Origin of the sequence: Priestia sp. TRN 1309 (assembly GCF_050846875.1) — a bacterium.
Lineage (GTDB): Bacteria > Bacillota > Bacilli > Bacillales > Bacillaceae_H > Priestia > Priestia zanthoxyli.
Window position 1 is genome coordinate 33,671 of the sequence record NZ_JBOZGM010000008.1, and the last position, 21,095, is coordinate 54,765.

At 37.0% G+C, this 21,095-nt stretch carries 20 protein-coding genes and 1 riboswitch; of the genes, 12 read left to right on the top strand and 8 right to left on the bottom strand.

Annotation, left to right across the window (positions count from 1 at the left end):
- Positions 1–153: 153 nt before the first annotated feature.
- The 3 genes from ftsZ to ACRPLQ_RS23840 all read left to right on the top strand — a co-directional run bounded on the left by ftsZ (position 154) and on the right by ACRPLQ_RS23840 (position 3,634).
- Positions 154–1,158, top strand: a complete 1,005-nt coding sequence (gene ftsZ / locus ACRPLQ_RS23830) for a cell division protein FtsZ (RefSeq protein WP_014461739.1) — start codon at positions 154–156, stop codon at positions 1,156–1,158.
- Between the two features lie 2 nt (positions 1,159–1,160).
- Positions 1,161–1,351, top strand: a riboswitch (cobalamin riboswitch).
- Between the two features lie 144 nt (positions 1,352–1,495).
- Positions 1,496–3,037 carry a nickel ABC transporter substrate-binding protein gene (gene nikA / locus ACRPLQ_RS23835; protein ID WP_328141201.1) on the top strand — a complete coding sequence of 514 codons (1,542 nt, stop codon included), beginning with the start codon at positions 1,496–1,498 and terminating at the stop codon, positions 3,035–3,037.
- A gap of 69 nt (positions 3,038–3,106) precedes the next feature.
- Positions 3,107–3,634 (top strand): GNAT family N-acetyltransferase, encoded by a 528-nt coding sequence (locus tag ACRPLQ_RS23840; RefSeq protein ID WP_049162817.1) that lies wholly within the window; start codon positions 3,107–3,109, stop codon positions 3,632–3,634.
- Positions 3,635–4,208: 574 nt separating this feature from the next.
- Here the strand turns inward: ACRPLQ_RS23840 and ACRPLQ_RS23845 are convergent.
- Entirely contained in the window at positions 4,209–4,652 is a 444-nt protein-coding gene (locus tag ACRPLQ_RS23845; RefSeq protein WP_328141200.1) for a YfmQ family protein, read from the bottom strand.
- A 187-nt stretch (positions 4,653–4,839) separates the two neighbouring features.
- Between ACRPLQ_RS23845 and ACRPLQ_RS23850 the strand changes: the two genes are divergently transcribed.
- Entirely contained in the window at positions 4,840–4,977 is a 138-nt protein-coding gene (locus tag ACRPLQ_RS23850) for a lmo0937 family membrane protein (protein ID WP_013055244.1), read from the top strand.
- Between the two features lie 32 nt (positions 4,978–5,009).
- Here ACRPLQ_RS23850 and ACRPLQ_RS23855 read toward each other — a convergent pair whose 3' ends face one another.
- The gene (locus ACRPLQ_RS23855; RefSeq protein WP_328141199.1) at positions 5,010–5,780 is read right to left on the bottom strand and encodes a TatD family hydrolase; all 771 of its coding nucleotides are present in this window, start codon (positions 5,778–5,780) and stop codon (positions 5,010–5,012) included.
- A gap of 62 nt (positions 5,781–5,842) precedes the next feature.
- Positions 5,843–6,763 carry an EamA family transporter RarD gene (gene rarD / locus ACRPLQ_RS23860; RefSeq protein WP_328141198.1) on the bottom strand — a complete coding sequence of 307 codons (921 nt, stop codon included), beginning with the start codon at positions 6,761–6,763 and terminating at the stop codon, positions 5,843–5,845.
- Positions 6,764–7,098: 335 nt separating this feature from the next.
- Between rarD and ACRPLQ_RS23865 the strand changes: the two genes are divergently transcribed.
- The gene (locus ACRPLQ_RS23865) at positions 7,099–7,494 is read left to right on the top strand and encodes an SET domain-containing protein (protein ID WP_028414329.1); all 396 of its coding nucleotides are present in this window, start codon (positions 7,099–7,101) and stop codon (positions 7,492–7,494) included.
- Between the two features lie 35 nt (positions 7,495–7,529).
- Here ACRPLQ_RS23865 and ACRPLQ_RS23870 read toward each other — a convergent pair whose 3' ends face one another.
- The gene (locus tag ACRPLQ_RS23870; RefSeq protein WP_013081622.1) at positions 7,530–8,672 is read right to left on the bottom strand and encodes an AI-2E family transporter; all 1,143 of its coding nucleotides are present in this window, start codon (positions 8,670–8,672) and stop codon (positions 7,530–7,532) included.
- 127 nt (positions 8,673–8,799) lie between these two features.
- On the opposite strand from ACRPLQ_RS23870, the gene ACRPLQ_RS23875 reads away from it, so the two are divergent.
- Positions 8,800–9,069 (top strand): hypothetical protein, encoded by a 270-nt coding sequence (locus tag ACRPLQ_RS23875; protein ID WP_028414328.1) that lies wholly within the window; start codon positions 8,800–8,802, stop codon positions 9,067–9,069.
- A 340-nt stretch (positions 9,070–9,409) separates the two neighbouring features.
- Here ACRPLQ_RS23875 and ACRPLQ_RS23880 read toward each other — a convergent pair whose 3' ends face one another.
- Positions 9,410–9,940, bottom strand: coding sequence for an IseA DL-endopeptidase inhibitor family protein (locus tag ACRPLQ_RS23880; RefSeq protein ID WP_033580675.1), 531 nt, complete (start codon positions 9,938–9,940; stop codon positions 9,410–9,412).
- A 413-nt stretch (positions 9,941–10,353) separates the two neighbouring features.
- On the opposite strand from ACRPLQ_RS23880, the gene ACRPLQ_RS23885 reads away from it, so the two are divergent.
- Complete coding sequence (locus ACRPLQ_RS23885) at positions 10,354–11,346, top strand: zinc-binding dehydrogenase (RefSeq protein ID WP_154974264.1); 993 nt, start codon at positions 10,354–10,356, stop codon at positions 11,344–11,346.
- Between the two features lie 97 nt (positions 11,347–11,443).
- Here the strand turns inward: ACRPLQ_RS23885 and ACRPLQ_RS23890 are convergent, their stop codons facing one another.
- Both ACRPLQ_RS23890 and ACRPLQ_RS23895 read right to left on the bottom strand, forming a co-directional pair.
- Positions 11,444–13,024, bottom strand: a complete 1,581-nt coding sequence (locus tag ACRPLQ_RS23890) for a lactate permease LctP family transporter (protein WP_033580673.1) — start codon at positions 13,022–13,024, stop codon at positions 11,444–11,446.
- A gap of 62 nt (positions 13,025–13,086) precedes the next feature.
- Positions 13,087–14,043 (bottom strand): L-lactate dehydrogenase, encoded by a 957-nt coding sequence (locus ACRPLQ_RS23895; protein ID WP_013081626.1) that lies wholly within the window; start codon positions 14,041–14,043, stop codon positions 13,087–13,089.
- Between the two features lie 332 nt (positions 14,044–14,375).
- On the opposite strand from ACRPLQ_RS23895, the gene ACRPLQ_RS23900 reads away from it, so the two are divergent.
- Positions 14,376–15,251, top strand: coding sequence for a cation diffusion facilitator family transporter (locus ACRPLQ_RS23900; RefSeq protein ID WP_165635924.1), 876 nt, complete (start codon positions 14,376–14,378; stop codon positions 15,249–15,251).
- Between the two features lie 141 nt (positions 15,252–15,392).
- Positions 15,393–17,411 carry a methyl-accepting chemotaxis protein gene (locus ACRPLQ_RS23905; protein ID WP_165635923.1) on the top strand — a complete coding sequence of 673 codons (2,019 nt, stop codon included), beginning with the start codon at positions 15,393–15,395 and terminating at the stop codon, positions 17,409–17,411.
- Positions 17,412–17,448: 37 nt separating this feature from the next.
- Here the strand turns inward: ACRPLQ_RS23905 and ACRPLQ_RS23910 are convergent, their stop codons facing one another.
- On the bottom strand, positions 17,449–18,360 hold the full coding sequence (locus tag ACRPLQ_RS23910; protein WP_328141197.1) for an RluA family pseudouridine synthase: 912 nt from the start codon (positions 18,358–18,360) through the stop codon (positions 17,449–17,451).
- 155 nt (positions 18,361–18,515) lie between these two features.
- Here ACRPLQ_RS23910 and ACRPLQ_RS23915 point away from each other — a divergent pair, with 155 nt between their 5' ends.
- The 3 genes from ACRPLQ_RS23915 to ACRPLQ_RS23925 all read left to right on the top strand — a co-directional run bounded on the left by ACRPLQ_RS23915 (position 18,516) and on the right by ACRPLQ_RS23925 (position 21,088).
- Complete coding sequence (locus ACRPLQ_RS23915) at positions 18,516–18,908, top strand: YhcU family protein (protein ID WP_014461720.1); 393 nt, start codon at positions 18,516–18,518, stop codon at positions 18,906–18,908.
- Between the two features lie 133 nt (positions 18,909–19,041).
- The gene (locus tag ACRPLQ_RS23920) at positions 19,042–20,034 is read left to right on the top strand and encodes a Gfo/Idh/MocA family protein (protein WP_328141196.1); all 993 of its coding nucleotides are present in this window, start codon (positions 19,042–19,044) and stop codon (positions 20,032–20,034) included.
- A 259-nt stretch (positions 20,035–20,293) separates the two neighbouring features.
- On the top strand, positions 20,294–21,088 hold the full coding sequence (locus ACRPLQ_RS23925) for a SurA N-terminal domain-containing protein (protein ID WP_328172491.1): 795 nt from the start codon (positions 20,294–20,296) through the stop codon (positions 21,086–21,088).
- Positions 21,089–21,095 lie beyond the last annotated feature (7 nt).

A 21,095-nucleotide genomic window follows, 5' to 3' on the forward strand; every position in this document is an offset into this window, starting at 1 on the left:
TAAAGATGTAAAGATTTAAAGGTTAAAAGAGAAATGTATAAAATCTGTAAAACAAAAGAACAGTTACGCGTTAAACATAGGAGTAAAAGGTTCTTCACGTGTTTTTTCGGATAATAAGAGAAAGTAATTTTGATCATTGAGGAGGAACTTAGAATGTTTGGATTTGATGCAGATGTATCGCCATTAGTGCGAATTAAAGTAATTGGAGTCGGCGGTGGAGGAAATAACACCGTTAACCGTATGATTGAACATGGTGTACAAGGGGTAGAATTTATCGCCGTTAATACGGATGCTCAGGCGCTTAATTTATCTAAAGCAGATGTGAAAATGCAGATTGGTGCGGCATTAACGCGAGGATTAGGTGCAGGAGCTAATCCAGAAGTAGGAAGAGAAGCTGCAGAAGAAAGCAGAGAGCAAATTCAAGAAGTACTGCAAGGCGCAGATATGGTATTCGTAACAGCTGGCATGGGGGGAGGCACTGGTACTGGAGCAGCTCCGGTTATTGCCCAAATTGCCCGTGAACTAAATGCTTTAACAATTGGAGTAGTTACTCGCCCTTTCAAGTTTGAAGGAAATAAACGTACCAAGCAAGCAGTAGGCGGTATTACTGCGATGAATGAATCGGTAGATACCCTTATTGTCATTCCAAACGACCGCTTGCTTGAAATCGTTGATAAAAAGACACCTATGCTTGAAGCATTCCGTGAAGCAGATAATGTTCTTCGCCAAGGTATTCAAGGTATTTCAGATTTAATCGCTGTTCCGGGGCTGATTAACCTTGACTTTGCTGATGTAAAAACAATTATGTCTAATCAAGGATTTGCGCTTATGGGTATCGGACGAGCTTCGGGATCAGATCGAGCAATTGAAGCAGCGAAAAAAGCGATTTCTAGTCCGCTGCTAGATGCATCGATTGATGGAGCAAGAGGCGTGCTGCTGAACATTACGAGCGGCAGCAGCCTGAGTCTTTACGAAGTACAGGAAGCAGCAGATATTGTCACGTCCGCTTCTGATCAGGACTTAAATATGATTTTTGGATCTGTGATTAATGAAGATTTAAAGGACGAAATGATGGTAACCGTTATTGCCACTGGATTTGATGATGAAGATATTTCACCATCAGCTTCCACTTCTAGAGTTTCAAGAGCACGCTACTAAATTAAATAACCAGCTTTTATGGTGGCAATTGTTTTTCAATTGCCTTAAAAGGGAATCCGGTGAAAATCCGGAGCGGTCCCGCCACTGTAACAAGGAGCCTTATGTCAAAAAGCCACTGTCTATTTAGAGACGGGAAGGCGGTATAAGGCAATGACTTGAAGCCAGGAGACCTGCCATAAATCGCAGCACACAATAACCTACGAGGATAGGGAGGTGTTTTGGCAGAATCAAAAATACGATAAACAAGGGATACGTTTATCTGAATTTGTTGTGAAGGCAAGCACTTCTTTTTAGAAGTGCTTTTTTTTGTGTATTAAAATAGAAGGTGGAAAAATGAATGATAAATAATAAAAAACTTGTATCTATGATATTTCTCGTGTTACTTTGCCTCACTGCTTGCGCTCCTAATGAAGAGAGCGTAAGTATAAAAGAAAGAAAGAAAACGGATAAAAGTGTGACGTTTTTATTTAATTTTACATCTGCAACGCTTGATCCTCATACGGACGATAATTATACAGCAGTTCGTGGGGGAGTAGGGGAGACGCTTGTTAAAATCAACGACGATTTAAAAATAAAGCCTTGGCTTGCTGAAAAGTGGGAAACGAAAGATAACGGCCTTACATGGACATTTATGATAAGAAAGAACATCACGTTTCAAAATGGAAAAGCGCTGAATGCAAATGCCGTTAAGTCTTCTCTTCAAAGAACGATAGACCAAAGTTATGCGATGAAAAACGCTTTAAATATTAAAGAAATGAAAGCGAACAGTCATGCGCTGACAATTACATTAAAAGAAACAATGCCTAAATTTCCTTCTGAATTAGTGCATCCAAATACAGCTATTATAGATGTTGATGCTTCTAATATAGCTAAGAAGCCCATTGGTACGGGTCCATTTCGCGTCTTGTCTTTTGATCAAGGAAATCAAGTAAAATTAGAAAGATATGAAAATTATTGGGGTGGAAAAGTGAAATTGAAAAGTGCGATCTTTGGATTTAACGAAGATGCTAATGCGCGAGTTGCTGCTCTTCAATCTGGAACAGCCGATATTATTTATCGCCCGCCTTTAGAAAGCTTGGGCACTTTACAAACAGATCCGTCTTTTAAAGTAAGTGGAGTACCTAGTGTGCGCACCCATTTATTGCTTTACAATCAAACTAATGACGCATTAAAAGACGAAAATGTAAGAAAAGCTATCGATACCTTATTGAACCGAAAAGAAATTGTTAGCAGCATCATGAACAATCAAGCGGCAGCGGCTCGAGGTCCATTTTTACCCCAATTACCTTTTGCTGATAGTACTGCTAATGAGCAAAGAGGTATGACATCTGCTAAAAAATATTTAGAGAAAGCAGGCTATCAAATCAAAAATGACAAAGCAATCAAAAATGGAAAGCCACTATCGCTCTCTCTTGTCACATATAGTTCTTTGCCAGAACTGCCTTTAATTGCTCAGCTTATACAGTCTAATGCCAAAGAGTTAGGAATTACTATTAAGATTCACCTAGTTGAAGATAGCGATGAATATGTAATGGCAAAAGATGATTGGGATTTAGCATTGTACAGCCTTATCACAGCACCTAGAGGAGATGCCAGCTATTATTTAAGTACGAACTATTTGCCCGGCGGTGGTTTAAATGCCAGCCGGATTAATGATGATACGCTAACAAAAATGATAGAACAGTTAAATTCAACAGTAGATGACGCAAAACGAGATCAGTTAGCCAAACAAGCAACCGCTTTGATTAATAGAAAAATGCTGACGTCATCGATTGTACATCCAAACATTGTTGTTGCTTATAATCAAAAAGTGAAAAACTGGACAACAAATCCAAGCGAGTATTATATGCTGACTCAGCATTTAGACGTAACGCCGTAGTTAACATTGCAGCATAAGCAGAGAAAAGAAAAAGTATACAATGATCGTTAAAAGGATGTGACAGTAAACGTGCAAGAAGTACAAATGTATCAAATTAAAGAAGTAAAAGAAAAGGATGCTGAAGTGATTCAGTTTGTCATGAATATGCGGAATGAGCTATTTCCTATGCTGGAAAAAAATCAGCTTCCTGTGGATTTGCTTCATTTTAATGAACATTACGTTCAAGCGAAAGACGCTGCTTTTTTTGCAGCTGTTACGGAAAATCAACAAGTAATTGGAACCATTGGTTTATACGCTTACGATGGACGGTTTCATGCATTAAAAGAGCGATATGAACATAGAACTGCAGCTGAGGTTGTAAAATGCTATGTCGATCCAGCGTACCGGCGTCTAGGCATTGGACAGCAGCTGTTAAAAGCAGTTGAACAATTTGCCCAAAGTCATTTTTATGACACGCTGTATCTGCATACTCATCCTTTCTTACCTGGCGCTATTCCTTTTTGGGCTTCACAAGGCTTTATCAAAAGGCTAGCTGAACAGGACGAACCATGGAATACGCTGCACATGGACAGAAAAATACAACGAGTCGTAACGTAACGAGATCATACAGTAATTACCATGGAATCTGTATATGGGCTCATGCTATAATGAACGTAACTTACATTTATAGCCTGTAGGGCAAGTCCTTACAGAAAAGAACCACGTTTCGAATTGGCTGAAACGTGGTTTTTTTCTATAAAAAACAAGTAACAAAATATTTTTAAAAATATATATGAAATCGCTTTCAAAATAATGAAATATATTATATAATTACTAGTGTTGTGTTGTACTTTGTTAGTGTTAAATCAATATCCTACATGTGTGAGCCGATTGCCTTATGGTAGTCGGCTTCCTTTTTTTATAGTAGAAGTCTAAAGGGAAACAGCGTTCGTTAAAATGGCTGTAATTGTCATGATAATAGTTGTCCCAAAGGCCCACTTGAAAAGAAAGAAAAGTAGCAATCATTCCAAACCCTAACAAAGAAAGCATTATCCATCACCTCTTAAAAATTTAGAAAATTCTATTAATTTATGTTATAGCATTAGAATTAATGTTAAAGTTTGGTATTTTTAAATAAGGTAACTTCAAACTAAACCTAAAAACTAAAAAAGCCGCCTTGTAGGCGACTGGTTTAAGCTAGGTCAGCTGTTATGGACTGCTTTTGAAGGTGATCAGACAGAAGGCTGTAGGCGATAATCTTCTTTTTATATTGTTTCACGACGTCGACATGATCATGATAGCTATATACGCATAGTCGAACAGCGTTTTTCCCTTTTTTCGTATCGATAACAAGTGGAGTTTCACTGTCTTCTAGGTGTTTATAATAGTCCTTATTTCCTTCATGGACATAATATTGTTTTAAAAATGTTGCTTTATTAAAATAATCAATCACTTGCATTTTGTCTTTGCCTTCTAAATGTTTCCCATCAACTGTGACAGTAGCGTTTTGATCATCAAGTGTTGGGTGTAATTGAAATTTAGTCATAAGCCATTTGACCACTGGAGTTGGAAGACACGTTATTAATATTTTGAGTGCACTTACAAGAATGATGGAAAGTAATACAATCCATGTCATAGTTAATCATCTCCGCTTAAATTAAATAAGATTACATACTTATTTTACCACAGAGAACATGATTGCTTTTTGTACATTATGTGAACCTTCTTTAGTGAAAAGATGTATATGAAATGCGTTTATTTATGCACATTTAGGGAAATATAAAATTATAACAAATACTACATATAAAAAAGGAGAAAAAATTATGTTGTGGACGATTATTGGACTTTTATTTATTTTTTGGTTATTAGGATTAGTTTTTCATATTGGCGGCGGCATCATTCACATTCTTCTTGTCATTGCAGTGATTGTGCTGATCGTAAAACTTGTGAAACGAATTTAGATATAAAAAGCCTTTCCTTAGGGAAAGGCTTTTTATGTGGAGAGATTATAAAAATGAGCTGTATTTCGATATAAAAAATCATATGTCTCCGTTACAGAAACCCTTTTGAGACGTGCTATTTCCTGAACGGACTGATGCATCATTGATGGAACCGTTGTCTGGTTTTGAAAATGTCCTTCAAATGGCCACGGACCATCTGTTTCGACCATCAAGTAGTCAAGAGGGTAATCTGTGGCAAGCGCTTGGATTTTAGGTTTATATACAATATCAGGTGTAACGGAAATATAGTAGCCGTTGTTTTTCATTCGTTCAACGGTTTTTTTAGCTCCTTTGAACCAGTGGAAGTGAGCTTTAGGCACAGAATGTTTTTCTAGTAAGTCGCACACGATCTCAGCATCTTCATATACAGCGTGAAGAATTAACGGTTTCCCCCATTTTTTTGAATGAATAATAAAAGCTTCAAGCAGCTCCAAATAGGGCTCTAGAGAAAGAGTATAGGTCTGACTTAAGTAATAAGGTAGACCAACCTCCCCAACAGCGATCATTTCTTCATTGTTTTGATCAATCCAGGCAAACAGCTCCGCTAATTCATTTGAAGAAGGCAGCATTTGTTCAGGGTGAAATCCGTAGGCAGGTTTCACGCAGGAATATAACTTGCTGATTTTTTGATTAAGTTGGCAAGAGTGTAATGTAGAAGATACAGAAATAAGCGCTTGTAACGAAGGATCCTGCTCAACTATGTCTTTCCAGCTTTTCTGTTCATATTGATCTAGATGAATATGCGAGTCAATAATGCGTTTCATAAATAATGCTCCTCCCAGCCTATTTTGTTTAAAAATAATACGTAAGAGAGTGTATGATTCTGTTAAGCCTCCACTTTATTTCTTATTTGTTTTCTGTTCCCCCATTTAGTAATAGATGAGAACGTATAAACAATAAGAGCTAACCAAATAAAACTAAAAGCAATAACATGAGCTTTTGTTAGCGATTCATGGTATAGAATGACTCCTGCTAGCAAAGACAAGGTTGGTGAAATATATTGAAGAATACCAAGCATTGATAATGATACTTTTTTAGCACTTTTTGTGAATAATAGGAGTGGTAAAGCTGTAACTACTCCACTGCCCATTAATAAAAGACTTGTTGAAAAAGAATCAAAAAACTGCAAGTGTGATTGAAATGTAAGGTAGCCTATGTATGCTAATGCAATAGGGGAGATGACCATCGTTTCAAGAGTTAATCCAATCGTTGAATCAGCTTTAATCTTTTTCTTTGCCAAACCATATAATCCGAAGGTAACAGCTAAGCTAAGCGAAATCCAAGGAACCACACCATAATGAAGACTAAGCGTTAAGACGCCGATTCCTGCTAGTATAAATGCAAAAATTTGAGCCCCGCTTAATCTCTCTTTTAAGAAAATAACACCTAATAAAACACTTGTTAGGGGATTAATATATTGTCCAAGGCTCGCTTCTACTATTTTTCCATTAATGACAGCCCACATAAAAATGCCCCAATTTGCACTAATAAGTACAGACGCAGTAAAAAGGGACCAGAATAAGGATGGTTTTTTCACTATTTCTTTTATAAACGTAATGTATGTACGCCATTTCTTTGTCATTAATAAAAGAATAAGCATAAAAATAAAAGACCAAAAAACGCGCTGAGCTAAAATCTCACCTGGTGCTACGTGGTGAACCAGCTTCCAATAAATTGGCGTGAGCCCCCACATAAGATAAGCAAGGACCGCATATATCACACCATCTCTGTCGTGATTTAAGTTCATGTGAAACCTTCTTTCTAACATAAGATAAAATCAGTAATAAAAGTCATAGATTAACATAAAAAAGCAGCATAAACGATTATATCACAGAGAAAAACGATTCTTCACATGTTGAATGGCTCAAAAAAGCGCTATGCGCCAGGTCATTGCTTTTCTATGTCTAAAATAAAATCAAATTGCGTGTTTCTAACAAGGTAAGTGCTTACACAAGTGCGTATGATAAGCGTTCCTTCAGCTTATATTCAAGTGGTTATGAAAAACAGTTGATTTCCCCATTATAAACTGTCAAGCTTAGGGAAGAAGAAAATCTTAGAGGAAAGAATATATAGGTGACGAATATGATCGAAATAAAAATGTCTACGATAAGCGACGGAGAATTTAACAGAGGTGTATTTGCTAAGCAAGATATTAAAAAAGGAACGCTTATTCACGAAGCTCCTGTTATCGCTTATCCTAATAAAGAGCATGATTTTATTGAGAAAACAACACTAGCGGATTATGCTTTTGAATATGGAGTGAATCATACGGCTATTCTTTTGGGATACGGTATGCTGTTTAATCACTCGTATACACCCAATGCTACGTATGAAATTAATTTTGACAATCATACCTTTGATTTTTATGCATATACGGATATCCAAGCAGGAGAAGAAATTCTCATCAACTATAATGGAGATGAAGATGATCAAGAGCTCCTTTGGTTTGATCGTGAAGATGAAGAAGAACAAAAGTAAAAAGTTAAGCCCATCGAAAATCGATGGGCTTTTTATTATGCTTTTTTATCTGGATACATAGTAGAGTTCAAACGGATGAATTGGTAAATATGCGTAATAATAACTTTTAAAACGGCATATCCAGGAACGGCTAAAATAATACCGATGATTCCGAATAAGTTTCCGGCGGTTAGAATGACAAAAATGACCGTAATCGGGTGAATATCCAGGCTTCTTCCCATAATTTGCGGAGAGATTACTTTGCCTTCAAGCAATTGAACAACTGCCCAGACAATGGCCAGTTTTACAAGCATGAAAGGAGACGTAATAAACGCAATAATAATGGCTGGAATAATGGCGATAATAGGACCAAGGTAAGGGACAACATTGGTTACCATGGCGATAATCGCTAGAAGTAATGCATAATCTAACCCAATAATCAGATAGCCAATGAAAAGCAGTACACCTATACAAATCGCAACAAAAATTTGCCCGCGAATATATGCGCTTAATGCGTGGTTCATGTCGGCTAAAATGAATTTAGCTTCAGAACGAGAGCGGTTTGGAAGCAGTTTTACAATGTAATTAGGTAAGTTTTTCCCATCTTTTAATAAGTAGAAAAGAATAAAGGGTAAAACGGCAACCGATAATATAATTTCTGTAATGGTACCGACAAAGTTCACAATACCGCTTGAAAATCCAGAAACATATTTGCTCAAGTGTTTTGATGCATCTTTTGAAATCTTATCTAGGTCCGTGTTAGCCGACTGAAGACCCTGTTCGACATATCGGTTATTCGAAAGATTCGTCACCGCATGCTGAACGTCATGCGTCAGCTCTGGGATATTATCAATAAGACGGTCAACTTGATTTTTTAGAGGCGGGATAACCGATGAAATAATAATGGCTAATGCGCCGATAATCACTATGTATAAAACAAGAATGGAAATAATTCGTTTTACACCTTTTCGTTCTAAAAAGTCAACAAGCGGATTAAATAAATAAAAGCAAATTCCTGCTAAGATAATCGGCAGTGCGATTGTTTTAATAAAAATAGAGATAGGAATTAAAATAAATCCGATTTTTGATAATGAAAAAATAGTCATGCTGAGAATAAAAATAATAATTGTATATACAACAAATTTATTATTTAAGATTTTTTCTCGGAAAAAAGTTCCTTTCTGAGGTCTAGGTTCCAAGCTGTTCAACTCCTTTAAAAAGTAAATGTATAGTTATCATACCCTGATTTAGACTAATTTAAGAGGGTTTTTTACAAAGAAGTGTGCATACTAGTAGAAAATCTTCTAGAAAGAAGGGGTGAAATCATTGAAAGAAGACAAACAGCCCTCGTATCGTGATTTCTCTACAGTAGAAAAAAGCCACGAGTATATAACCGCTGAAGAATTTCCAGACGGTCCCTTCGGCTCTCCGGTTAATCAAAAACTGGGGAAATCTACTTCATGGGAAGAAGGGCAGCGAACGTATAGCGCATTTAATTATGAAAACAAAAACCTTCATGAAAAAGCTCAAAGGTTATTCCCAGGGGCGCACCCTGTACATGATAACCCAAAGGAACATGAACAAAATCCAAGCTAATGTTTTTATTTTTAATGGGAAATGAAGAGCGCTTCTTTCTTGCTTGCATTGATATATGTATAGAATAATGTCTGCCAACTGCGATATCAAAAAGTCTTTGATATGTTTAGTATATGTCGATTTATCTTTTTGTTAAATCATGTTGACAACAAGCAATTTAGCCTGTAATATAAAACGTAACTTATCAATGTTTCTACAGGATTCGACAAAATTTGATTTACTTAAACTTGTGATCTCAACTTCTATTTACAGCTATTAGAGCGCTGTAAGTAGAAGTTTTATTTATGTTATCGATCAAAAAGAAAAAAGCAGGTCTGCTCAAGCAGGCCTGCTTTTTTTATTATTGAACAGCGTCAAATTTATTTACTTTCCACTGAGAATTAGATTTATAGAATGTGACAGTTCGTTTTACACTGCCGCCATCTACAGTTGGAACTGTGAATTCATAAGAGCGAACTGTTGCTGTTTGATACACAAGCTTTGTTTTTGCTTTTGACCACTCTAACATGCTGAATCCGTCGCCGATTGGATGTGCAAGTTTGCCGTTATATGTGATATAGCCGTAATTTGTTAATCCTTTTTCTACTGCACTATTTGTAAATGTCTCAGATAAGTAGCTTGATAGCTCAGCTTTTGTATCAAATTCAGGGCAAAGGTACACGTACTCAGTTCCTTTATATTCAAATGTACGTTCTGTACATGGTTTGTTTTTATAACCGTGCAGAGCACTCCAGAAATGATTGCTGGCACTAGCTGCAATTTTGACAGCATTTGCATCCGTTAGTGTTGAAGATGTTGTTTGTGCTGTAACTCCAGTGCTTAGTGTAAAGAAAATAGCGATTGATGATAAAACTAGTCCAATTTTTTTCATTTCTAACTCACTCCTAATTAATTAACCTTATTTATGTAACGATTATGTGTTTTATATTTCTTTTGTTACATTTATATTACAATAAATCTGTAATAAAAGAAAGTGTTTTGTCTTTTTTTCTTAAATTTTTTTAGATTTTTACTAGTTTCTGAAGTAGATATAGTAAATAAATTGCGGATAAATGTTGATTTATCAGGATTTTTAAACCGATTTTTCTATTTTATATTCGTTTTGTTACAAATAATCTTTTTTGTAACAAAACTGTAATAAAAGAAGCTGAATACTTTTAGGATACAGAAAAATAAAGATAAAACAGTGAAAAAGCGATTTTAAAAGTTTTTTTCCTTTTTTTGGGCATATTTCTTTTGCGGTTTTGAGCTTTTTAGTAGAGTAGATTAAGAGGAGGCGAAATCATGAAAGTCATTATACATAGTGAGAAAAGCGGTATAGCAGGCATGAATTACAGAGATCTTCAGGAGATGCCCCCTGAAAGAGGAGAAGTAAAAGTAAGGTTAAAAACAGCAGGTTTAAACCGGAGAGATTTATTTGTTATGAATAATCGAGGCAAAGGAGATAAGCCGTTTATTCCCGGTTCAGACGGTGCAGGTATTATAGAAGAAGTGGGAGAAGGCGTAAAAGGTTTAAAAATTGGAATAGAAGTGATCATTAATCCAAGTCTGGAGTGGGATCGTATAGAGGACATTCCGTTTACGCCTAAAATTTTAGGTGGTCCATCGAATGGAACGTTTGCAGAGTATGTAATCATAAAAGCGGATAATGTTGTGCAAAAGCCGCCTTATCTATCTTGGAAACAAGCGGGAGTTCTTTCATTATCAGCTTTAACTGCGTATAGAGCTCTCTTTACAAAAGGGCAGTTAAAAAAAGGAGAACATCTACTTATTCCTGGTATAGGGAGCGGAGTCGCGACTTATGGCTTGTTATTCGCAAAAGCTATCGGAGCTGACGTAACGGTTACTTCTAGAAGTGATGAAAAAAGAAAGCAAGCCCTAGAGTACGGAGCTGATTATGCATTAGACAGTGGAAGTAACCTAAAAGAAGAAATCAACGATAGAAAAGTAGATATCATACTTGATAGTGTGGGGGCAGCTTTATTTCCGACGTATTTTGAAATACTAAAGCCAAATGGAAGAATTGTTAATTTTGGTGCGAGTTCTGGAAATGAAGTTGAATTGCCTCTAAGAACTATTTTTTATCCTCAATTCAATATACTTGGCACATCTATGGGAAGTCAGGAAGAATTTGTGGACATGATGGATTTTATAGAGAAACATCAAATTAAACCAATCGTCGATAGATTCTATCCGCTGTCAGAGGCAGCTGCAGCTTGCGAACGATTAGATAAAGGAAAACAATTTGGCAATATAGGTTTACTTATTTCAGAATAAAAAAATCCCCGGCGCTAACTGGGGACTTTTTTATATAATCAAACGTTTGTTTAAATGAAAGAAACAAGGTAATAACAGGATTTTTAGCAGTTTTTTATCATAACCACCAAGCCAATAAAAAGGTAACAAATCCTCCTAGTATCAAAAATCCCATGCTGTATTTGAGCGTGTATTTAAACAGTTCACCCTCTTTTCCGGCTAAACCTACTGCTCCAGCAGCGACAGCAATTGATTGAGGAGAAAGCATTTTAGCCATCACGCCGCCGGCAGTATTAGCCGCTACGAGAATAATTGGCAAGACATTAATTTGCTGAGCAGTAGTTAGCTGCAAGTTGCCGAACAGCGCATTATTCGATACGACAGACCCCGTTAGAAATACGCCAATCCAGCCAAGAAATGGAGATAAAAATGGAAAATAAGCAGCTGATGTAGCGAGTGCCAATCCAAGTGTAGAGGACTGTCCTGAATAATTTGAAATAAAAGCAAAAGCAATGACCATCATAATCGTCATAATAGGTCTTGATAGTTCTTTTACGGTTTCCAAAAGAGTGGTCCATGCCACTTTTGCCGATACGTTAAGCAAGAAAACTGAAAGGATACAAGCGATAAGAATTGCCGTACCTGTTGCTGCAAATAAGTCTATTTTTAAGACAGCAGCGTAAGGCGTAGGATCTTTTACTAAAGGCGCTGCTTTAATTACGTGATTGTGTAAAAATGGGACGTTAATAAGCAGGTTCAGATGTTCAAGCGCCGTTTTGACAAAAGAAATGCTCCAAGCCGTAACGAGTATCGTTAATAGAATAAAAGGAGACCAAGCCTTTAAAATTTGTTTTGGTGACAGGCTGAAGCTTTTAGCTGCTGCCGGGCTTGTTCTTTTAATATAAAAAGCAAGAGCAAGCAAACTCACAATAGAAGATGTGATATTTGGAAGTTCAGGGCCGATGTATGTAACAGTTAAATACTGCGTCAGTGCATAGGAAATGGCTGTGATGCTCGTTGCTTTCCATACGTCTTTTAATCCTTTTATCCCATCCATAATAAAGACAAGTAAAAAAGGGATAAGAAAAGAAATAATCGGAAGCTGCGTGCCAAGAAAATGAGCAATTTCTTTTGGATCAATGCCAGATACTTGTCCTGCGACAATGACAGGAATCCCCATGGCGCCAAAAGCTCCTGAAGCTGTATTAGCAATTAAGCATAGCGCCGCTGCTTTTAACGGTTTGAATCCAAGTCCAACTAGAAGCGCTGCTGTAATGGCAATTGGAGCTCCAAATCCTGCTGCTCCTTCTAAAAAAGCATTAAAGGAAAAAGCAACAAGCAGCATTTGCAAGCGGGGGTCATCGGTTATTGAAATAATAGATTGCCTAATGGTAGTAAACTGTCCGCTTTTGACAGTTAGCTTGTATAAGAACACCGCGCCGATAATAATATAGCTGATGGGCCAAAGTGCATACAAAAACCCATAGCCTGTGGCTCCTAAGACCATTGAGGCAGGCATATCATAAAAATAAATAGCAATAATCATAGAAAGAAGTACCGTAATACCAGCAGCAATGTGTCCTTTTAATTTCAAAAGAGTTAAAGCAATAAAGAAAAAGATGATGGGGATGAGTGCAATTAGTGCAGAAAGCCAAATATTATTTAACGGATTATATACTTGAGTCCACGTCATATTCATACACCTCTACTACATATTTAAAACAAGGGAGCGGGGGAGTCCCCCGCAAAAATCTTTTGATGTTACACAAAAGCTCTGTCGCGAGTTTGCTTAAGAATGCTAGCAGAGTGCTCGAGCTGCTGCTGTTCGTGAGGAGTTAAATTCAATTCAATAATTTGGCGCACGCCGTTTTTATTAATGATAGCCGGCACGCCGATATACACATCAGAAATACCGTATTGTCCTTCTAATAAAGCAGATACCGTTAAAATAGAATTTTCATCATCTAAAATAGCCTTGGTTATGCGTACAAGTCCCATCGCAATTCCGTAATAAGTCGCTCCTTTTCGATTAATAATATGGTAAGCCGCATCGCGTGTTTGTTCGAATAGATGCTGCATATCCGGCTCTTTTTCAATAGCAGCAGTATTGATAAAATGTTCGAGCTTCACACCGCCAATTTGCGCGTGGCTCCAAACAGGAAATTCCGTATCTCCATGTTCCCCCATAATATAAGCGTGGACGTTGCGAGAATCTACTTCGAAATAGTCGCTTAACAAGTAGCGGAAGCGAGCTGTGTCAAGAATCGTTCCTGAACCAATTACTCGTTCGTTTGGTAATCCTGATACTTTTTGTGTAACGTGTGCGAGAATATCAACTGGATTTGTTGCCACTAAAATGATGCCGTCAAATCCGCTGTTCATAATATCTTTTACAATGCATTCAAAAATTTTAACGTTTTTTTCAACTAGATCTAAGCGCGTTTCCCCTGGAGCTTGATTAGCGCCCGCTGTAATAACTACTAAATCAGCATCAGCGCAGTCTTTATAATCTCCAGCCCAGATTTTCATCGGTGTGGCAAATGGCATTCCATGATTGATATCGCGTGCTTCGCCTTCTGCTTTTTCTTTGTTCATATCGATTAACACTAATTCATTGGCAATACCTTGATTGACCATTGAAAAAGCGTAGCTTGAGCCAACAAAACCAGTTCCGATAACGGCAACTTTTCGTGTCTTTGGTGTAAATTGTGTTTTCATTTGTATCATCCTTTGAATTTTATTTTGTGATGTTTTTCACAATGTTAGTGTAACAAGAATAAATACCCTCGGCTGTGATAAAAATCACACCCTTAAAAAAATAGTAAACAATTTTACAGGGCGATTTAAAAAAGGGTTCTTCTACATGAAGTGCCACATTTAGAAAGATCTTAAACGTTTAAAGTGTTGAGTAAAGGCAACTTGTTTTGCAGAAAGCTAAAGAGTTTAACATTCTCTATTTGTATGTTAACAGCCAATAATGTTTCTATAGACCCACACGAAATCCATTTGTTACACTAAGTTTGCTTATTTTGAATAAAGGAGTGGAAGGGATGGAGAACTACTATGAGCAAGCCCAAAAAGGCGCTTGGGTTAGTATCTTATCATATATCTTTTTATCAGCATGTAAACTTATTATTGCGGGTGTCACCGCTTCCTCTGCTTTAAAAGCCGACGGTCTTAATAATGTTACAGATATTATTGCATCAATTGCCGTCTTAGTCGGCTTAAAAATCTCTAAAAAACCTCGCGATAATGATCATCCCTATGGACATTCCAGAGCGGAACATATCTCTTCACTTATTGCTTCTTTTATCATGATGGTCATCGGACTAGAAGTATTGGTCGACGCGGGTCAGTCATTATTTATGGACAAATCTGAAGCGCCTAATTTACTGGCTGCTTGGGTAGGTCTTGGAGCGGCTGCTGTTATGGGTGGTGTCTACCGGTATAATATTAAGATTGCTAAAAAACTTGATAGCCAGTCTTTATATGCGGTTGCTAAAGATAATTTGTCTGATGCACTTGTGAGTATAGGGGCTGTTGTGGGAATTTTCGGCTCACAATTCGGCCTGCCCTGGCTGGACGTGGTAGCTGCTTTTGCTGTGGGAATTATTATTTGTAAAACAGCCATCGAGATTTTTAAAGAAGCGGCTCACTCCTTAACGGACGGATTTGATGAAGAAAAGTTAGGGCACTACAAAGAAAGCATTGGGCTTGTAGAAGGTGTAAAAGAAGTAGAAGATGTGAAAGCGCGCAAGCTTGGTAATCAAGTCGTGATTGATGTAACTGTTAAAGTAGATCCCCATTTAAATGTTATTAAAAGCCATGAAATTGCTGATCAAATTGAACATATGATGAACGATGAGCATCAGATTAAAGATACGCTTGTTCATATTGAACCTGATGCATACGAAAAGCAAAAATAAAACCAGCACGTTCTTTCGTTATGAAAGGATGGGCTGGTTTTATTTTTGGAGAAATTTGAAATAAATCACAAAAACTTCTTCAAAAATGAAAATGAAAAGCCGTTATTAGTAATATAAAGATTTTTGTAGAAGGGTGAGGGAATGAAGAGGTTAAGTGCAAAGCTCGTAGTATTTTTTAGTATTTTTATAGCTATTTTATTATTAGTTGTTTCAGGGGCTGTTTATCAATTTACCAAAACACAAATAGAAAAAGATGTAGAGATTCAGTCTCAAAGTCAAGTGAAAGAGTTAAAAGAAACGATTCATACGTACTTAGACATGTATAGTCGTTCTTTGCTGACGTATAGTGAAAATGATGTAATCGTTAATTTTGTTAAGCAGGAAGGAAATCAAACAAACCAAGAGAAAAATCCGTATTTTACATGGAATACGGTTCAAAAAGAGTTTACGCAGTTTAAAGAAAAATATCCAAACCTGGCACTTGAATACATAGGCACTAAAAATAAGGGAATGTATTCTGTTCCCAAGCAAGAGTTTGGTTCAAACTATGATCCGACTTCCAGGGTGTGGTACAAACAAGCAGTAGAATCACCTGAAGAGGTTGTTTACACGGATCCATATGAAGATGCAGCAACGAAAAAGACGGTTGTGACGATTGCAAAGGCTATTTTAGATCCAGATACTAAAAATGTGCTGGGCGTTATAGCTACTGATTTAGACTTAGATGCATTAAAAAACATTGTAGGTAAAGCAGAAGTAAATCACGGTGGATATGCATTTTTATTTGATCAAAATGGCACAGCGCTCGTTCATCCAACAGAAGCTGGAAAAAATTTAATGAATCAGCCATTTATGAAAAAAATGTACGAAGCAGACCGGAATAAAGATTTCATGAAGTATACCTTTCAAGGTGAAGAGAGAGTGATGGCATATGATACTCTCGAAGGAACAAATTGGAAGATAGGAAACGCCTTTATTTATAATGAAATGCTCTCAAGCGCTCATCATTTACTGAATGTGATTGTCTGGATTGCGTTAATTGGCATCTTATTATCAGTGGTGTTAACCATCTTTTTCTCAAGAATCATTACGAATCCGATTCGCCGCTTGAAAAACGAAGTAGCCAAAGTAACAGCTGGCGATTTAACAGTTCAGGTTCAGACGAAGTCAAAAGATGAAATTGGTGAACTTACTCATTTATTTAACGATATGGTAGCTAAAATGAAAACATTGATTGGCACGGTTCAGACGTCTGTTGAGACAGTAAAAACGTCTGTTGAAGACTTGAGTGCTGTATCTGAAGAAGCAACTGCATCCAGTGAAGAAATTGGCCGGGCTATCCATGAGATTGCCAGCGGCGCCACGCAGCAGGCTTCTGACGCTGACTCTACTAATCACAAAACGATGAGTTTATCTTCACAAATTGAAGAAGTCATTGAACAAAACGCCCAGATTAATAAAATGACGATTGAAGCTGTAACCATCAATGAAAAAGGCTTAAAACAAATGCAGCTGCTTCGCAACCAAACTACCGAATCATCTCAGACGATTCACGGTGTTCAAACGGTAATGGAAGAGTTAACAAGTAAGATGAAAGAAATTGAATCTATTATTTTTACAATTAATAGCATTTCAGATCAGACAAATTTACTTGCACTAAATGCTAGTATTGAAGCAGCTCGTGCAGGAGAACATGGCAAAGGATTTGCGGTAGTAGCTGAAGAGGTACGAAAACTTGCTGAACAGTCCTCTCAGGCTACTGAACAAGTTCGCCACACGATTGCAGCGATTCAAGGGGAAGTCGCGGCTGCTCGTGAAGAATGCAACCGGACAGAAGAACTTTCAAAATCTCAAGACTTTGTGGTAGGAGACACAGAACAAGCTTTTCGTGAAATTGCTACTACCATTGAGCAGGTGGCAGCGGCTGTCGAACATGTAACAAGCAGCATGGACAGCATTGATGAGCATAAGGAAGACGTGGTAGCGGCCATTCAAAGTATAGCAGCTATTGCACAGCAATCAGCAGCAGGAACGGAAGAAATTACGGCTTCTACAGAAGAACAAATTAGAGCTATTTCTACTGTTTCTCAATCGGCTGAACATTTGCAAGAGATTAGTGAAGAATTGGCGAACTTGATTCGTCAATTTAAAATTAAATAAAAAAGAGCGCCAATAACATATTGGCGCTCTTTTTTATTTAATAGGAAAACAAGTTGCTGTACGGTAAAAAAACCTGCTGATCTAGAGGTGCAACAGCTGACACGCGCTGATGTGTAAACGGGTGTATAAAAGAAAGCTTAATGGCATGTAAAGCTTGCTGCTGATCTTTTAATCTCTTTCCGCCATAAAGCGTATCACCAAGTAATGGATGGCCGACGTGACTCATATGAACACGTATTTGGTGAGTGCGTCCGGTCTCGAGCGAAAGTTCAATAAGCGTTTCATTTTTTGCCATATTGCGCTTTAACACGCGATAAGATGTTTTGGCAGCTTGTCCCGTTCTAGATACTCTTCTTCTCGTAGCGTGATGGCGATCGCGTCCAATAGGTTCATTAACGATTCCTTGCTCTTGTTTCATGAGTCCTTGGACAAGAGCAACATAAGTCCGATTAATTTTACGTTCAGCCAGCAGCTGGTCAAACACAGAGCTTGCTACAAAATGCTTCGTGAATAAGATAGCACCTGATGTATCGCTGTCCAAACGGTGAACGTGTCTAGGTTTTGTTTGGAGGCCTATTTTTTGAAAATAAGCAGCTACAGCATTTAAAAGAGTTTTTTGGTCCTGCTCTGATGAAGGATGAGTATCTATGTTTATTGGTTTGTTTACGATTAGCACGTGTTCATCTTCAAACAAAATCTCTATATTAACATTGTAAGGTGTTATTTCATTAGATTCTGCTTCAAAAAAAGGGAGTGATACTCTATCATTTTCCTTAAGAGTATTCCTCCATGGTAAAGGCTCACCGTTTATAAGCACATTTTTATTCATCCGAAACTGATGCAACGTTTTTTTGGGAATACGCCATTTCGTTTTTAAATAATCTTCAATTGTTTGCCCTGCATCATTTTTTGTGATTTTATCTTCTAGCCATTGGCCGTGTATACTCATATTTAATCCCTTCCTTACATACTAGTAAATATCCTTTAATCTTTAAAAAGAACTTGTAAATAATTAGGAGGAAATAACTACCTGAAGTTCTCGTTTTATGTTTATGTTATGCTAAATAAAGAGACATAAGTTAAGAGAAAAAAGGGGGGGTAACCATGAAAATTGCCCAAGCAGCTCCGCCAGAAATGGAGAATTACATAGAAGAGTTGACTGAACAGCTTCGCTATGACTTGTTACCTCGGTATGTATCTGTAGATAAGCTTAATCCTGATCAATTATTAAATCCAGATTATTGTACAGACCATTTATATAATGGCTTACTCGATGAAGCATTGCAAGTCATTAGTAGCCTTCAGACAATAATTGCCGTGATTGAAGCGATTCAACATCGGCCGATTGAAGAAAGCGACTGCGAGCAATTCGAAAAAAATATTGCAATTTTAAAAAAATACGGGTTCTTATTTCCTGTTTCCATTGAGTGTTTTGCAAAAGAAAACAATTTGATTACGTATTCGTATGAATCGTTTTACAATTCATACATAAATTAAAGAAAAAAAGCATGTATCACATGCTTTTTTTCTTTTGAATCATATATTTCAGACTTCTATTGGACATTCAAAAAGAGCTTGTGATATGGTCAAACTTGTATAAATCCATCAAAAAATAAATAGGAGCGAAAACATGACGAAAGCAAAATTATGTTTTATCGGTGCAGGCTTTCACGCATCAACGAACATTTACCCCTCTGTTATTGAAGCGGGAGCAGAAATTAAAGCAATTTCCACACGCAGTATCGAAAGATCAAAAACTGCTCTTCAACGATTTGGGAGCAGCGGTACGCCGTACGATGATTATAAGAAAATGCTAAAACAAGAAAAGTGCGATGGAGTAGTGGTTGTGGCACAGCCTAAAGATCATCCTGCTTTGGTGCTTGATTGCATTCGAGCAGGACAAAATGTTTATGTGGACAAGCCTTTGGGGATGAATGAAAGAGAAGCAAAAGAGATTTCAGATGCTGCTAAGCAAGCTGGCGTAAAAGTTATGGTAGGTTTTATGAAGCGCTATGCGCCTTGTTATATGAAGTTAAAAGAATTAATTGAAGAAGGTAGCCTAGGAAGTGTTCGTTCATTTCAAGCAAGATTTGCTGTAGACAGCACCCCTTTTTGTAAAAATGAAGAACAGTTTGTGAAGCTGGCTGCTATACATATTGTCGATCTTGTTCGTCACTTGTTCGGAGAAGTTGTTCACGTGACAGGTTTTAGAAATAATCATCGTGAGTATATTTCAAATAGTATTTCGCTAAAGTTTGAAAATGGTACGGTCGGGAGTCTTTATTTTACTGGCATGACAGCGTGGTCTCGAGAAAGTGAAAACTTATTAGTGACATTTGATGATGGTTTTGCTTTTGTTGACGAAATAAATTCATTAACTATTCACGAATCCCAGACTTTTGATGAATTACCGTGGAAATCATTAAAAGAAAACGATCGTGTGTTTACACCTTCTGCTTCTCCGATGTCGGGAGCTTATCGAGATCTTTATCTTCGTGGGTTTGTTGGAGAGATGGCTCATTTTATTGAGTGTTGTACAAATGACCAAGAACCTCTTTCCAGTGGGAGCGACAATGTAAAAACGATGAGATTATGTGATCAAATACTGTCATCTTTAATGTAAAGAAAACTTTAAAGAAAAGAATGTACGATGAATAGATTACTGTAAATTATGTAAATCATACTAAATAATGTTATGATTAGACAGGTCGTATAAACGAAAGCATTTACCTTTCATAAGATTACAAAACGTTTCAATCTTATTACATATGTTTAAAATTAGCCTAAATGGTTTCTTTTTACGCCTATATCATATACAATGCCCCCTAGATGATTTTTTCGAATAGCTAATAATCGTTTGGGATTATGAAAGGAGATTAATCATGAGAAAACTGATGTATACATTGCTCATTGGGTTAATTGCTGCAGCTTTAACAGCTTGTGGTTCAAACGATGATGCAAAGCAATCAAAGAACGATGATCAAAAAACTGCACAAACTGAGAAGCAAAAAGAGGCGCAGGAAAAGCAGGAAAAGCAAGCAAAAGAAATGCAGAAGAAATTAGATAAACAAAAAGTAGATGAAAAGAAAACCGTAGCAGTTGTAAACGGTAAAAAAGTTTCGGGTGAAGAATATAATGCAGCCCTGGCTACATCACAAAATCAGTACCAACAAATGGGACAAGACCCAACTTCTAAAGAAGCAGCTAAACAAGTAAAGCAGCAAACAATTGACAATTTAGTAGGTCAAACGCTGCTATTGCAAGAAGCTGAAAACAAAGGCTATAAAGCAACTGATGAAGAAGTAGATAAAAAGTTCAAAGAAACGAAAAAGCAGTTCAAGACAGATAAACAGTTTAAAGCGGCATTAAAAGATGCAGGAATAACTCAATCACAATTAAAGTCTGAGCTGGCTGACAGCATTAAATATCAGCAGTACGTAGATAAAGACATCCAAACACCAGAAGTAACAGATAAAGAAATTCAAGATTATTACGATCAATTTGCAAAACAAAGCCAAAGTCAAGCAAGCGGCAGTAAAGAACAATCTCAAATGCCAAAGCTTGAAGACGTAAAGCCTCAAATTAAGCAGCAGCTTGAACAACAAAAGAAACAAGAAGCATTAGAGAAAAAAGTTGAAGAACTTAAGAAAAATGCAAAAGTTGAAGTGAAGCTTTAAATACAAA